The organism is Methanosarcina barkeri str. Wiesmoor, from assembly GCF_000969985.1.
Classification (GTDB): Archaea; Halobacteriota; Methanosarcinia; order Methanosarcinales; family Methanosarcinaceae; genus Methanosarcina; species Methanosarcina barkeri_B.
In genome coordinates, this window is record NZ_CP009526.1 from 3045713 (window position 1) to 3061427 (window position 15715).

The 15715-nt window shown below is 39.5% G+C and carries 11 protein-coding genes and 1 pseudogene; 2 read left to right on the plus strand and 10 right to left on the minus strand.

All coding sequences use genetic code 11. The features are described from left to right. Positions 1 to 294: 294 nt before the first annotated feature. Both MSBRW_RS12590 and MSBRW_RS12595 read left to right on the plus strand, forming a co-directional pair. Complete coding sequence (locus MSBRW_RS12590; RefSeq protein ID WP_011307354.1) at positions 295 to 1776, plus strand: aldehyde dehydrogenase family protein; 1482 nt, start codon at positions 295 to 297, stop codon at positions 1774 to 1776. Between the two features lie 50 nt (positions 1777 to 1826). Then, positions 1827 to 3242 carry an aspartate aminotransferase family protein gene (locus MSBRW_RS12595; protein ID WP_011307353.1) on the plus strand — a complete coding sequence of 472 codons (1416 nt, stop codon included), beginning with the start codon at positions 1827 to 1829 and terminating at the stop codon, positions 3240 to 3242. 444 nt (positions 3243 to 3686) lie between these two features. Here the strand turns inward: MSBRW_RS12595 and MSBRW_RS12600 are convergent, their stop codons facing one another. The 10 genes and pseudogenes from MSBRW_RS12600 to MSBRW_RS12645 form a co-directional block, all read right to left on the minus strand. Next, a complete protein-coding gene (locus MSBRW_RS12600) occupies positions 3687 to 4850 on the minus strand; it encodes an ABC transporter permease (protein ID WP_011307352.1) in 1164 nt (387 codons plus the stop codon). After that, entirely contained in the window at positions 4837 to 5523 is a 687-nt protein-coding gene (locus MSBRW_RS12605; RefSeq protein ID WP_011307351.1) for an ABC transporter ATP-binding protein, read from the minus strand. The genes MSBRW_RS12600 and MSBRW_RS12605 overlap by 14 nt, the downstream gene beginning before the upstream one ends. A 6-nt stretch (positions 5524 to 5529) precedes the next feature. Then, the gene (locus MSBRW_RS12610) at positions 5530 to 6762 is read right to left on the minus strand and encodes a COG1361 S-layer family protein (protein WP_230669743.1); all 1233 of its coding nucleotides are present in this window, start codon (positions 6760 to 6762) and stop codon (positions 5530 to 5532) included. After that, positions 6759 to 7397, minus strand: a complete 639-nt coding sequence (locus MSBRW_RS12615; RefSeq protein WP_011307349.1) for a YIP1 family protein — start codon at positions 7395 to 7397, stop codon at positions 6759 to 6761. Before MSBRW_RS12615 ends, MSBRW_RS12610 begins: the two co-directional genes overlap by 4 nt. Before the next feature lie 959 nt (positions 7398 to 8356). Next, complete coding sequence (locus tag MSBRW_RS12620; protein ID WP_011307348.1) at positions 8357 to 8860, minus strand: hypothetical protein; 504 nt, start codon at positions 8858 to 8860, stop codon at positions 8357 to 8359. Positions 8861 to 9022: 162 nt separating this feature from the next. Then, positions 9023 to 9952: pseudogene (locus MSBRW_RS12625) on the minus strand (ankyrin repeat domain-containing protein); the annotation flags it as partial. A gap of 423 nt (positions 9953 to 10375) precedes the next feature. After that, positions 10376 to 11227, minus strand: coding sequence for a tetratricopeptide repeat protein (locus MSBRW_RS12630; protein ID WP_011307346.1), 852 nt, complete (start codon positions 11225 to 11227; stop codon positions 10376 to 10378). A gap of 316 nt (positions 11228 to 11543) precedes the next feature. After that, a complete protein-coding gene (locus MSBRW_RS12635; RefSeq protein ID WP_011307345.1) occupies positions 11544 to 12482 on the minus strand; it encodes a glycine betaine ABC transporter substrate-binding protein in 939 nt (312 codons plus the stop codon). A 169-nt stretch (positions 12483 to 12651) separates the two neighbouring features. After that, on the minus strand, positions 12652 to 13476 hold the full coding sequence (locus tag MSBRW_RS12640; RefSeq protein ID WP_011307344.1) for an ABC transporter permease: 825 nt from the start codon (positions 13474 to 13476) through the stop codon (positions 12652 to 12654). Beyond that, complete coding sequence (locus MSBRW_RS12645; protein WP_011307343.1) at positions 13470 to 14990, minus strand: quaternary amine ABC transporter ATP-binding protein; 1521 nt, start codon at positions 14988 to 14990, stop codon at positions 13470 to 13472. Before MSBRW_RS12645 ends, MSBRW_RS12640 begins: the two co-directional genes overlap by 7 nt. Positions 14991 to 15715 lie beyond the last annotated feature (725 nt).

A 15715-nucleotide genomic window follows, 5' to 3' on the forward strand; every position in this document is an offset into this window, starting at 1 on the left:
CAATAGCTGTCGCTAAGTAGGTCTTCAGATCTTTTTTTCTTTACAAACTTTTAATGAGCATGATATCTAACATACAATACAATATTTAACGCAATGTAATCTTTAATGTGTAATATTTAATGCAATGTAATATTTAGCCGTCTTTAATCTTAGATATTCTTATTTAGTATTATTTAGCCTCCTCCTGCTAAATAATAAACAGATTTATCCAGCAGACCAGATAAAGCCTTCTGTAACAAAAGATTTCTGGAATATATTTATTTCCTTGTATATTCATGCTTTTATGGGGATTTTATGGTTCAGGAGTACAAACTGTTTATAGGGGGAGAATTTAAGGACTCTTCAACCGGAGAGACTTTTGAAGATATAAATCCGGCTACTCTGGAAAACCTGGCAACAATACAGGTCGCTGGAGCCGAGGACGTGGACATGGCAGTTGAGGCTGCTGAAGCAGGGTTCAGGCTCTGGAACGAGGTTCCGGCTGCAAAAAGAGCTGAGGTACTCTTCAGAGCAGCCCGGATTTTGCAGGAAAGGAAGGAAGAACTGTCTGTCCTTATGACAAAAGAGATGGGAAAGGTGCTGCCTGAGACAAGGGGAGATGTACAGGAAGCCATTGATATCACAAATTATGCCGCAGGGGAAGGAAGGCGGATGCTTGGAGAAACAACGACTTCCGAACTCAAGGAAAAGTTCTGCATGACCATACTCAGGCCGATAGGAGTAGTTGGCTTAATAACACCCTGGAACTTTCCGATTGCCATTCCTGCATGGAAGGTTATGCCAGCTCTTGTAGCTGGAAACGCAATTGTATTTAAGCCTGCAAGTGACACGCCTCTGCTTGCCTTCAAGCTGATAGAGGTGCTTAGTGAAGCAGGCTTGCCCCCCGGAGTGATAAATCTGGTAACAGGGCCCGGAGGCACTGTCGGGAAAGCTGTAGTCCAGCACCCTCGCATAAAAGCTATCTCCTTTACAGGCAGCCTTGATACCGGGAAATGGATCATGGAAGAATGTTCAAAAACCATGAAAAGAGTCTCTCTGGAACTCGGAGGCAAAAACCCGGTAATTGTTATGGATGATGCCGACCTTGAACTGGCCCTTGAGGGTGTGCTGTGGGGAGCTTTTGGGACTACAGGGCAGCGCTGTACTGCTACGAGCAGGCTGATTCTGCATGAGAAGATAAAGGACGAATTCATAAAAAGGCTGCTTGCAAAAGCAAAGGCTCTCAGTATAGGTGGGGGACTTCTGCCTGAGACGGACATCGGGCCTGTAATAAACAAAGCGCAGCTTGAGAAGATCGAAAGATACGTGAAAATAGGAAAAGAAGAAGGAGCAACTCTTCTTTACGGAGGAAACAGAATCGATCCAGGGCTTCCAGGCTATTTCTTCGAGCCCACAATATTTACGGATGTCAGGCCGGACATGCGGATTGCACAGGAAGAGATTTTCGGGCCAGTCCTCGGAATCTTTACAGTTTCAGACCTTGAAGAAGCAATCACACTTGCTAATAGTACCAAATACGGACTTTCTTCGGCAATTTACACCGGAAATATAGGAAACGCTTTCAGGGCAATCGAAAAAGTAGAAGCAGGAATCACATATGTTAATGCTCCTACAATAGGAGCCGAAGTCCATCTCCCTTTTGGAGGGGTCAAAGGGACAGGCAACGGTTTTCGGGAAGCCGGTACCGAGGCCGTCAAGGAGTTTTCCGAGGTAAAAGCTGTGTATATAGACTACAGCGGCATGCTGCAAAAAGCCCAGATAGATTCAGCAGAATAAAATTTATAGAGTAAGTTCGAGAGCGTGGAGAAACCGGGGAGGAGTGCATTTTGGCTCAGGAGAAAACCGAAGAATTTGAAAAGGCACAGGGGGCGGAAAAGCCGGAAAAAAATAAAGCAATGGAAAAAGCAATGAAAGCGGGACAGTATTTTGATTTTTTTGAGCGTGAAGCAGGAATGTTTAATACCATTGGCCCGAGAGCCAGGGAGATTATCGAACAGGACTGTAAAATAACATCAGCCTGTACAGCCCGTCCATATCCTCTGGTTGTGGACAGCGCAAAGGGTTCTGTAATCAGGGATGTTGACGGAAGAGAATACATTGACCTGATTGCAGGAATTGCTGTTATGAATGCAGGCTATTCCAATCCTGAGGTTAAAGCTGCAATCTCAGCTCAGCTTGAAAAAATGACTCACTGCGGATATGGAGATTTCTTTGCCGAACCTCCTGTAAAGCTTGCAAAAAAGTTAGAAGACCTTTCAGGCTATTCAAAAGTATTTTACTGTAACAGCGGGACTGAAGCCGTGGAAGCTGCAATCAAACTTGCCTTCTGGAAAACAAAACGTCAGGGCCTTATCTCATTTTATAACTCCTTTCACGGCCGGACCCTGGGCTCCCTTTCTCTTACCTGCTCAAAAGCCAGGCAAAAGGAACATTTTCCTGTGCTTCACACAGCTCATTCCCATTATGCCTACTGTTACCGCTGTCCCTTTAAACTCGAGTATCCTTCCTGCGGGATCGAGTGCGCAAAAGAGCTTGAAAACCTGATTTTCAGGCGGGAATTGAGCCCGACGGATACTGCCGCAGTTTTCGTGGAACCGGTCCAGGGAGAAGGTGGGTATATCGTCCCCCCTCCTGAGTTTCATAAGGAAGTGAGGAGGATCTGTACTGATAACGATGTCCTCCTTGTAGCGGATGAAGTCCAGGCAGGTTGTTTCAGGACAGGCCCTTTCCTTGCAATGGAAAATTTTGGGGTTAGGGCTGAAATCTCATGCTTTGCAAAAGCTCTTGGAGGAGGGCTTCCGCTGGGAGCAATGCTTGCAGACCGCGAGCTTATGGACTGGCCACAGGGCATCCATTCAAACACTTTTGGAGGAAATCTTCTGGCTTCAGCCGCATCTCTCGCGTCTCTTGAGTTTCTGGAAAAGGAAAATATTGAGCACCGAGTAAAGGAGCTTGGTTCCCAGATGAAGCAACGCCTGAGGGAGCTTCAGGAAAACTTTCCATGCATTGGGGACGTACGCGGCCTCGGACTGATGGTCGGAGTTGAGATTGTAAAACCTGATAAATCAATCGATCCGATACAGAGGGATAGAATTCTGAGGAAAGCCTTTAAAGAAGGAATTCTGCTTCTCCCCTGTGGAGATTCGGTAATTCGTTTTTCTCCGCCGCTGGTTATCACAGATGAAGAACTTGACTCTGGACTTGAGAAGTTTCAGAAGGCTCTGGAAAAAGCAGGCACCTAAGCTAAGCAGACATTTAAGCTGCCTAAAAAACAAAGAAATTAAGAGCCTCAGAGTATAAGCAAAAATGAAAAAATTTTCTAAATAAATTTTGCAGTCTTCAGGAATAAACTACAGGTTAGTTCAATATATTACTGTATAATAATTACATGAAAATTGTAAAGTTTTTAAATAGAGATCACATATACAATAATATGGAGTATAAGAACAATGATATGCTTGAGAAGGAGAGTTTCGCTTTGATTATTTTCATAACTGCTATTGCAATGGCAGTAAGTCTCTTAGGGATAATCATCTGTATTAAGGTAACCCATCTCTAAGAAGGATTAGGACTTACACAGTTGAACTGATATTAACAGCATCAGACTGTTAACTGTTTAAAACGTGATTTTAATCTACAGCCCTTAAAGTAATTGATTTTGTTCCTCAACTGCGTAAGTCCTAAAATCATTGATATTTAAGCGAATCTATAGGTTTCATTTTTGAGGCTTTCAATGCCGGATAAACTCCGCCGATAAGACTGGTAATGATTCCAAATACAATGCCTCCAACTACATACAAAAAAACACCTCTATCAAACAACGAAGATACGTCTTTTAATATTAAATCCGTTATAACAAATACTACGCCTAAACTTAATATTCCCCCAATGAAGCTAGCTATTATTCCAAGAATAAGGGACTCTAAAACAAACATCTTCATTATATCCTTCTTAGACGCTCCGACAGCCTTCATTATACCTATTTCTTTTGTCCTTTCTGTAACTGACATTAACATTATATTTAGAATACTTACACTGGCAACGACCAGAGAAATAGAACCAATTCCCATCAAAAATAGAGAAACATATCTCAAAGCGTCTTCAACACCGCTTAACATATTTTTTACTGAAGACAAAAAAACCTTGTCATCTTTCTTATTGAGCATTTTTTTAACTGAATTTTCCACGCCGTCTACATTATCAACATTTTTAGCTTTAACTATAACAAAATCATATTCATCATTATTATTATCAGTAAATATTTTGTTGTAAATTTCGGGGTTAACAAAAATTGAATTATCCACACTAACGTCAGGACTCATACCTCGTTTTTTGAGAATACCGGTTACTTTCAACTTTGTATCTTCTAATGTTACTTTTCCACCCACTTTTATATCCAGAAAGTTTGCAAGCTCCTGCCCGATTACACAACCCGTGGAGCTACTTTTTAGCATTTTTCCATTATCTATCTCAACCAGAGAAGTAAAATCTTCATTTTCAACTCCATATACAGCACCATACATTGATTTGTCTTTGTATTCTATTTTAGTACCTGAGGAATAGATAGGCAAGACACTTTCAATCCCACTAATTTTATCTAGTTGTTTTACCTGGTTTTCGGTGATAGATGTTTCTCCACCTGCCGGATAGACTACTATCTCATTATTATAGTCTTCAAAGGAATTAGAAACAGAAACTTTCAGACAATTTCCAAGAATTCCCATCGATGATATCGCAAAAACCCCGATAATTATTCCGACTGCTGCAAGAATAGTACGTACAACTCTTCTCTCCAAATTCCTTTTTGCAAGTTGAATATAAATATTGCCAGGCTGTTTAACTATTTTCATTGGATATTTCACCATCAATGAGTTTTACGTTTCTATTTGAATAATGCATAAGTGTTGGATCATGTGTTACTACAACCATTGTTGTTCCATTGAGATTGAGAAACCTTAGTAATTCCATGATTTCTCTTCCCGTTTTTGTATCTAGATTGCCTGTTGGTTCATCTGCAAGAAGTAGAGACGGAGAATTAGCAAGAGCCCTGGCTATTGCTACTCTTTGTTGTTGCCCGCCTGAAAGTTCGTAAGGCTTATGAGTTGCATACTTCGAATCAAGATTTACCTGTTCTAATAACGATAACGCTTTTTTTTGTCGCGTTACTTCCGAAACTTTACTAAATACCATAGGTAATTCAATATTTTCCAATGCAGTAAGAGTCGGGATTAAATTGAATTGTTGAAAAATAAATCCAATGTTACTTCTACGAATAGCTGTCAATTTTTCATCGTCAAGTTTTGAGATATCAATATTATTTATTTTTATAATTCCTTTTGTTGGAGTATCAAGACATCCTATAAGATTAAGAAGAGTAGACTTTCCTGAGCCAGACGCACCCATAATCGTGAGGAAATCGCCTTTTTTAATCGAAAGATTCACGCCTTTAAGTGCATGAATATAATTTGGGCCGAGAGCATATGTTTTTGCGATTTCCTGCAATTCTACAACTTGATCAGACATAAAAGCTCAACTCTCGCCTTCTCCTTTATTCATCTTCTTTTGCTTTTTCCAGGAATATCCGATGATTCCAAAAACCGCAATACACATAATTATAATAATAGCTATAAGGAGAGGAGATGATGCCTTTTTGCCAGTTTGAACCGATGACTCCTTTGAATCTAAATATACAGATTTTGTAATTGATGTATAAGCATTGTCAGTACCCCTAAATTCAATTAATAAAGGGATCTCTGGAGTTCCGGGAGATACAAATGCTGATAACTCAAAGCTACTAAAATCATCCTTCTCAAGACTACCTATAAAGTAACTTGGGTAGGGCTGTGTGGAGTTGATTCCTTTTGAATCAATTAAGGAAACCATGACGTTTTTCATATCAGTTAACCCAATATTGTTGATTTCTCCAGTAAGTGTGTATTTACTTCCCAAATTGTTTACTTCGATGTTTGTTAAAGTCAGTGTTGGTTTCGAGATCACGTCCAGGTTTGTACTTGTTGTTTCACTCGTATGATGATTATCTCCGTTAAAATAGGATATCAAACATTTTATTTTTTTATTTCCTGGGCTTGACTTTACCGTATTTACTGTGAATTCAACGGTTGAATTATTTCTTGCAGGAACAGTTCCGACAAAAATATTGGACGGATAAATAAGAACATCTTCACATGAAGGACTTAAAATGACATCATTAATATCACTAGAACGTGGATTTATTACATCTACCGTAACAGTCGAAATTTCATTGATCATACTTGAAGGAAGATTCGAAAAAACAAGTTGTACATTCCTGTCATCAATTTTTATTGGAATTTTATAATTTAAATCGTACATATCACTTCCCCCTATTAACTCAAAGTTCAGGAAGTGTGTGCCACTGGATGCTTCTTTTTTGACCTTAATGTTAAAAGTTAAATTTAGCGTATCTCCAGGTCCTATCAAGCCTATGTTTGAATAACCTTTATCCGTTACTTCTATGTCATTGGTTCCTATAAGTGATGCACTGACAATATAGGCATTCATATCAAAGGTTTTACTATCCTCCTGTACGTAAACGTCTCCAGTTGCCATATTCTTAAGGGATACAGTGACAGTTCCGTTATCTCCTGGAAAAAGGGAAAGAGGATTGGATTGACAGGTTACTTGAACAGTTGGCCTTACAGTAGTATCGCCTGCAACTGGAATTATAAGAAATGTAAGCAGTACCAGAGTTACTAGTGATCTTATCATTATTTTTCGTATCAAGTCAATCCTCCAATTAATGAATAAACCTGGTAGATAAGAGTCAGGCCTACTGGAACGCTGACAGTAAGAATGGCATTTTTTGTTGACATATTGCGTGCATGTACGAGTGCGAACACCCAAATGTTTGCAGACAATAACAAACATAAAATTACAAATATTTCCGCTGCAAAAGAGAGAGGATTATTCACCAATGTCTGTGCGAAACTTTCTGAAAAAAGTTGAGGATTTTGGGATGAGATCGGTACTGAGGGTAGTAAGTAGTACATGACAAATAAATTTGCAATTGCACCAAGGATTTGTGGCACAAATCCATAGCCTACAAATTCCAGAGTCCTTTTAAAAGAACCATCGGAGTTAAATAAAAAAGATATGAAGTAGAAAATCCCGGTCAATATGATCCAGTATAAGAATGCTCCAAAGAGACCACCAATGACACTACTTAATATCACAACAGTAGACATAAAGAAACTCCCGTCTAAGGGTAAGATTTCTTTCATTTTATTCATCATTAGAATACTTGAACCTATTGAAATTATGGAATAAATAAGTACTAGCAATATAGGATATTTGAAACTGACCTCATTTTTTGACTTCTCACTGAAAAACAAATTTGGATTAAATAATAGATCCTTCATACTATATCACCTAAGAAGAATATTATTAAACTAATTAGAAAATTTACATTTATGTTTGAGTTATTCCATCTAACAGTTTGTATCACTTTGGTAAGTTTGATGTTTCTAGCCAAACGTTCATCCTTTGTTGAAATATGAATTAAATGAGAATAATTGTATTAGCTTGAATGTATCGGTTTGCCATGTTCCTTTCTTTAATCAGGTTTTTCGACTTCAATCATGTTTACTTCGGTTGCATTCATCAAATCTTTCTCAGTGAACTTACCTGTTCAGAGAAAAACTACTGAGACTTCTTGCCAAGATATTTCAAAGTTATTTGTGAAAGTCGACATTAGAACACCTGCTTTGAATCCGGCTCTATATCCAATTAATTTCACTGTCAAGAGTCATAGGTAAACATATTAACGTTGACTATATATAGGTATCCGTTCAGAAACTTTTTGTAATCTTTGTCTTGAAAATGGATACAATTTAAAAGAATTTTTAAGTTATTTCAGAACAAATTTGAGAACTTAGCCATAAAATATATATAGAAAATAGCTGAAATTTATTCCAAGTTATAAATTTATATTACATTGACACTATCAAGTTAGGTTGTATGCCAATTTTTATGTAAAATCATAACTCTCAAGAAATAACTCTCAAGAAGTTATTGAGCAGAAAATTCCATATAGGAAGATCAATTATCTACATAGCACGCAAGAACTTGACTTCAAATTTACAGCAAATTAGATACACTGCCAAATTCGATAAAACATTTTTTTATGTTGAACTCATTCAAAAACCAATTTATCCTCAAAAAGTAAATGCGTTCTATCCTAATTGAGGTATCAGGTTTAATTTTAAAACACACTTTAAATAAAAGAAAAAAGATAACTACTTATTTTCATTAAATAACTACAGATTGTTCAAATAAAAAAGAGAAAATATATTTTCTCCTATCTTTTTAGTTCTTTCTTTTATTTTCTGCTCTTCTTGACGTCATTCAACCTATCGGTCTGCCTGAGCGTCACAAGCCTGCTTGCAAGAGGAGCCATAGGAAGATCGGCACTAAGAGTTAGAGAGCTTATCCTTGATTCTGTCAGCATTCTTCCAGGCAGGTCAGGAAAGACTTCAAGTCCTTTTCCTGCAGGTATCTTTGGGTTTTTGGGTACTGACTCCAAAAGACCAGCAGATTTGATTCCAGTAAAGGAGCTGGAAACAAGCCTTGGAAGAGTTTCCGGGCTCAGGCGGAGGTGATCAGAAGACGAAAGTCCAAGATCCCTATCAGGCGAGAGACGTTTATTGAAATCAGGCATAAGTCCCCTGAACTGGTCAAGGACCGGATTTGAAAAAGTAGCTGATTCGTAAGTAGAAGTGAGATTTCCGGCAAGGGCCTTTTCGCGGGCTGCGCGGTCAGTTAAGTGAGAAGGCAAAGCTGAATTTTCGGGTTCACTGTCATTCATAGCAGTAAGGATTGTCACGATGGTATATCAATTATACGAGGGCTTTTCCTGTTTTCTTCACTGTAATCAAAATTACAATGATTTTTGATAAGCGTTTTATTCTATTGCAGTTCTTTTTTTGTATTTCTCCTGTAACAACGCTATTAAGTTAATCTTTCTGAACAAATCAGGACCTGAAACTTAGGACCTGAAACTTGCGTCACTTTGACGAAGCAACTCAACAATCTCGGTAAACTCTATTTCTGCCGCAATATCCAGGGCAGTATTGCCATTTTCGTCCTGAAGATTAAGGTCGGCACCACTTTTAATAAGCAACTCAACAATATCCTTATCCCCTGCCTGTGCTGAGAGCATCAAAGCGGTAAGCCCGTTTTCTTCTTGAATATCAAGACTGGCACCACTATTAAGAAGCAATTCTAAAATATCTCTGTACCCCCTGTCTGCCGCATAAGTCAAAGCTGTATTACCATTTTTGTCCTGAAGATCAAGATCATCACCGGCTTTAAGAAGTAACTCAACAATACTTTTATGTCCGATTTTTGCTGCAGCAATCAAAGCAGTGTTAAGATTTTCGTCCTGAAGATTAACTTCTGCTCCACCTTTAATGAGCAACTCAACAATATCCTTTTGCCCCCTATTTGCAGCAGAAATCAAAGCCGTTTCACCGTTTCTGTCCTGAATATTAGGATCGGCACCGCCCTCAAGAAGAAGCTTAACAATTTTCCTGTATCCTACTTTTACCGCAAACTTCAAAGCCGTCTCGTAGTTTCTATCCTGAATGTTAAGGTCAGCACCGCTTTTGATGAGCAGCTCAACAATATCTCCACGTTCGACTTTTGCCGCAGAAATTAAAGCGGTATCCCCGTTTTCATCCTGAATATTAGGATCGGCACCACCTTTAATAAGCAATTCTACAACGTCTCTGTACCCTTTGTTCACCGCATAATTTAAAGCAGTTTTACCATATGCATCCTGTGAGTTAATATCAACTTTATCGCTTTTCAAAAATTTCTCTACATTTTCTATCTGCCCTAATTTACAAGCCTCGAAAAGATTTTGGGTTTTATCTTTTCCAAATAAATTAGATATAAAGTCCATCAATGTTTCCTCCTTAAATATCGAATGTTTTGTATTAACCAGATTGTAGCTATCCTGAAGTTTTTTATTGATGCACGGAATCTAAAATACAATTTTTATCGCTCAGATAAAATATAATTATAACTCAAAGAAAATATAAGTTTTATCACTCAGCATCACGAAATTATATAACTATATACTGACTCAGGTTATCAATTATTCCTTTCGGAGGCGGAAAATGTGTGCCTCAGGAATAAGAACGATCCCGAGTTCAACGTCCCAAAATCCAATATCCCTAATGCAATCTTCCTGACACAATGTTCCAAATGCAATATCCCAAATCCAATATTCCTAATGCAATCTTCCTGACACAATGTTCCAAATGCAATATGCCAAATCCAATATCCCTAATGCAATATCCTGACACAATGTTCCAAATGCGATGCCGGATAATAATTACTCATTGATTTTCGCTTCACAAAACTCTTTTCCTTTCTCAGCGGCTTCATTTCCAGGGCTGAGTTTCAGGGCCCGTACATAGCACTTGAAAGCTTCACCGTACTCGGCAAATTCGCAAAGCAAATCCCCTCCACTAAGAAGAGAGTTGAGGTGGTCGGGATCGCTTTCAAGAGCTTTCCTGAAGGAATTGAGGGCTTTTTCCTTTTCGCCAAGCTCAAGGAGCACGTTGCCTTTCCAGTACCAGGTCTCAATATTGTCAGGCTTCATAATAGGTGCCTTATTCCGGGAAAAAAAACTGAACCTGGGAATCTTGCAGGCCCAGTCAGAGGCCTTCCTGGGTTCGGTTGCCAGAGCGCGATCGAAAGTCTCAAGGGACTTTTTCAGGAACCCCATCTTGAAATATACTATGCCCTGGCTGGTCAGGATTTTGGGGGATTTCGGGTCAAATGCGAGTGCTTTTTCAAAAGCTTCAAGGGCTTCTTCGTTTCGACCCAGAGCTGAGAGCACGAAACCCCGATTGGACCACCTGGTAGGGTTTTCAGGCTTAAGTTTAAGGTCAGCATCAACAATCTCCAAAGCTTCTTCATATCTTTCAAGCTTGAAAAGAGCCATCCCGTAACACGATTTTGCATCCCGGGCTTTTTCAAGGAACTCTTTCCCTCGGGTCTCTTTTCCTTTATCGAAAAGCAGATCTGCCATTTCTTTCCAAGCGCTAGCGGCTTCTCCATAGGCAGCAAGCGCATCTTCAAACCTCCCTACCCGAAAGGAAATTCTGCCTTTTTTGTATTTTTCCTCAGCTGTCCTGTCAAGTTCTTTAAATTTATTTGCCATTTTTGCCATTTTTACCATTTTTCTGCCTCATTTCTGCCTTATATATAGAATCATCAAAATTTGTATTCTCAAAATTTGAACTGCCATAATTCGCATTCTGAGGTGGTGTCCTAAAGTAATCCATTTTAAATCTGAAAATTATCCTGATAAACAATTATTCTGATAAACAATTGGTATTTTATAATATATAATAATTTTAAATTTGCCCGGCGATTAAACTCACCTGATGATTAAACTCATCTGACAGTGCCTTCTAAAGTAATAAACACAGCGAAAATATAAGGAAGAAATATGAAGTAAAAACGTATAAAAAAAAGATAAAAGGAAAAGAAACTTACTCTTTTCCAATCCATTCATTAACTTTTTGAGGATTATTTTCAACCCATTTTTCTGCGGCTACTTCAGGCGTCGTTCCGTTTTCGATATCCATCATGATAGTCTGGATATCATCGTGAGTCCACTTGAAACGGGTCAGGATGCCGTAGAGATTGGGTTTTTCTTCTTTAAGGCCGAGCCTTGCCAGGGTTTCAACATGATCGGCATCACCATATGAGCCTTTAGGGTCGTCAAGGTACTTAAGATCCCATCTGTTGAAAGCCCAGTGAGGTGACCAGAGAGTAACAACTATCCATTCTTTGGAATCCAAAGCTTTTTTCAGGGAAGCGGTCATTGCTGCACTACTTCCTGGGACAAGCTCCATTTCCAGACCATAATCGGAAATTGCGGTTTCTGAAGCCTGCATTATGCCTGCTCCGGGTTCGATCCCGATTATCTTTCCATCAAATTTGTCCTTTTCGGAATTAAGTTCTTCAATAGAATTGATGGGTACGTAAGAGGGGACAACAAGCCCGATTTTACAATCTTCAAGGTTTGTCTGGACAGAATCAAGCCTGTCACCGTAAACTTCCCAGTAATGCTTGTGGGTATAAGGAAGCCATGCCGAAGTTGTGAAATCAAACTGCCCATCAGCAAGTACCTGATAAAGTGGACCTGCATCAACTGCAGTTATTTCTACATCTTTATATCCTGCTTTTTTGAGCACCTGCTGCATCACATTAGTGCTTGCAATCTCGCCGTCCCATAAAACATATCCTATCTTTACAGGTTCACTGAATTCTGACGTTCCTGTTGCTGTAGGAGTATCCGTTCCTTCCGCAGTTTCGTTTTCCTTTTCGGAACAACCTGCTGCAAGAAGGGCAAGCCCTATGATCAGGCAGATTGCCAGAACAGATCCAAGCTTCTTTACGTTCAAATTAAACTTTGCATTGGTCAAAAATATCTACAACCTATTTGAATTTCTTTCAGTTTATCTAGTTTTTTTGAGTTTTTCAGGGTTTGAAATGAATGGTGCACATTCTTTCGGGATTAAGAAGGCGACCCTGTTAAAGTGAAGAGCCTTATCCTGAGTTTCTTTTAAGGAAGAATCAGGAAAAGAGCTTTTTTTACCTGGGGCTCAGATGCTGGGTAATCCGGTCCAGGAAAACTGCAATTATGACAATCGAAAGCCCTGCTTCAAATCCCATGCCAATGTCAACACGCTGGATTCCTAGAAGGACCTGGTACCCAAGCCCCCTGGCTCCGATCATGGCTGCGATTACAACCATCGAAAGGGAGAGCATAATGCACTGGTTAACCCCAGCCATGATGGTCGGGAGCGCTACAGGCAGTTCAACCTTGGAAAGTTTCTGCCAGCTCGTGGAGCCAAAGGAATCTGCAACTTCGGTAAGTTCTATTGGAACCTGCCTTATTCCAAGGTTTGTGAGCCTTATTGCAGGCGGCATTGCAAAAACAACAGTTGCGATCATACTGGGCACATTTCCAAGCTGAAAGAAGATAAGTGCAGGGATCAGGTACACAAAAGGCGGCATGGTCTGCATAAAGTCGAGTACAGGCTTTAAAATACTGGAAAGCGTAGTGTTTTTTGCAGAAAGGATCCCCAGCGGAATCCCGATAATAAGTGCAAGCAGGGTAGACGAAAGCACAAGGGCAAGTGTCTCCATTGAGAGAGTCCAGAGCCCCATGTTTTGGATAAGGAAAAAACCAATTGCAGTCCCGGCTGCAAGTTTGATGTTGCGTTTTCCTACAAAGTAAGCTAGCAGGAAAATCACAGCAATAAAAAGTTCTGGAGGCAGGAAAAGAAGCGCATCTTTTAAACTCGAAATCAGGAAATCAAGTTGCTGGCTTATGGTGTCCAGAAACTGACCGAAGTTGGCTTCAATCCAGTCCACAGCAAGTTCAACAGTATCTCCGACAGGTAACCTCAGCATATTTTCACCTCTGGTTCCTGCTCTGAGTCAGACCTGAGAGGTTCCTCAGTAGCCAGTTCGGTAGGTACAGACTCGCTGTCAACTCCGTTGGAAATTATATTGTTTTGGGCATTCGGAGCGCCTGAACTTTTAGAGGGAGGTCCAGCTTCTCCTTCATTTTTACCTATTAGGACAGTTTTCTCAGCAGGCTTTCCTTCAAAAGTTTTCGCTGAAATGTTTTTTTCTTCTGAGGTTTTTTCTTCTGAGGTTTTTTCTTTTGAGGTTTTTTCTTCTGAAGTCTTTTCTTCTGAGGCCTTTTCGTTGGAGACTCCAAACTGCTCGTTTTCTCCAGCAATTGCAAGAGCACCAAGTACATTGCCCCGGACTATAATCCCAAGCAGTTTTCCTGAATCATTGACCACAGCAAGGGGGTACTGGCTTTCCGCAATCAAGGGAATCACCTCACTAAGAGGTCGGTCTGGGGCCACATGTGGGGCATCCGGAAACATTGCTGCTTCAAGGCTCTTCCCGCTCCTAAGGGCTTCAAGTGCATCACTTATCATAAGTATACCTTTCAGGTGCCTGTTCTTTCCCTCAACTACATAAATCGAGGAAATCCCATAATCTTTCATCAACTGAATAGCAACCCTGGGCCCGGAATTGATAGACACTAGCGGTTCAGGCCGTTTCATAACCGATTCAGCAGTAAGAATTTTAGACCTGTCAACACCTGCAACGAACTTTGAAACATAGGAATTTGCAGGTTCGGTCAGGATCTCTTCAGGAGTCCCTATCTGAACTACTTCACCGTCTTTCATGATAGCGATGCGGTCCCCGAGTTTCAGGGCTTCATCCAGGTCATGTGAGACAAAGATAATTGTTTTTTGCACCCTATCCTCAAGGGCAATCAGTTCGTCTTGCATCTCGTTCCTGATCAGTGGATCAAGAGCACTGAAAGCTTCGTCCATGAGCAGGATCTCAGGATCATTGGCAAGCGCCCTTGCAAGCCCAACTCTCTGCTTCATGCCTCCACTTAACTGGTTTATTCTGCTATGTTCATAGCCTTTTAGGCCCACGGTTTCTATGGATGCAAGCGCCTTAGAGTAGCGTTCTTCTTTAGGAATCCCCTGGATCTCAAGCCCATAAGCAACGTTATCAAGCACGATTTTATGGGGAAGCAGGGCAAAGTTTTGAAATACCATGCCAATCCTGGTTCTGCGAACATCACGCAGTTCTTCCGCATTCATCTGCGTGATGTTCTGCCCATCTATCAGGATTTCTCCCGCAGTTGGCTCGATGAGGCGGTTTAAGCAGCGTAAAAGAGTAGACTTACCTGAACCCGAAAGCCCCATTATGACGAAGATCTCTCCTTCGTAGACTTCGAAATTGACGTTGTTGAGCCCAACAGTCTGTTTTGTTTTTTCAAAAATTTCACTTTTGGAGAAGCCTTCATTTAGAAGGGAGATTACTCTCTGAGGATTTTTACCAAAAACCTTGGTAATATTTCGAACTTCAAGTTTTATTTTTTTTTCCATAATGATACCCCGGTTTTGACCGAAGTGGTTTCAAAAATTATTTACAGTCGTTGCAAAGGTAAAATGTTGTTAGAAAATTACCACAAAACCCATTTAATAAAAACTAAGTTTACTCGAGCTGGTTTGCCCTCTTTTATTACTATTGATTCAGAAAGCTGGAAATTCAGGTAACTGGAAATATAAATTTAAGAGAGCACTCGATTTTTTGCAGCTTAAACAACTTATTTTCCTGGCTGATATTTTTTGTCCAATCATATATACAATTTTTGTGAAAATTTAATATACAAGAACAATTTCCTCTCAGAAAAGTGGAATAAATAACATATGATTTCAGGATCTAAAAGTATGAAATTTAGCTTTACTTCAGCATATTGGAACTTCAGGTTATGACTTTGCTTTAATACAAACCCACCACTTCAGTAAACTAAGAACTTTATATAATTTTTAATAATTTTCTTCATGTTTTAAAAAGTTCTTATTAAAAAGTTCTTATTAATACTTAATAAGTCATTATAATTTGTAATAAGTTATTATAATTTTTAATATTTTTCCTTCATATTTCGGGCATTTTCTCAATTAATTAAAAAAGTATCGTTTTGAATGTCACCATTCCAAGAGATAAGTTTTATTTTAGAACGTGAAGAACGGACTTCCTGATGAAAACATATAATTGATATATTTATATATTAAAAAACTGAAAAATATAGGAAATCCTGGAATTGGGA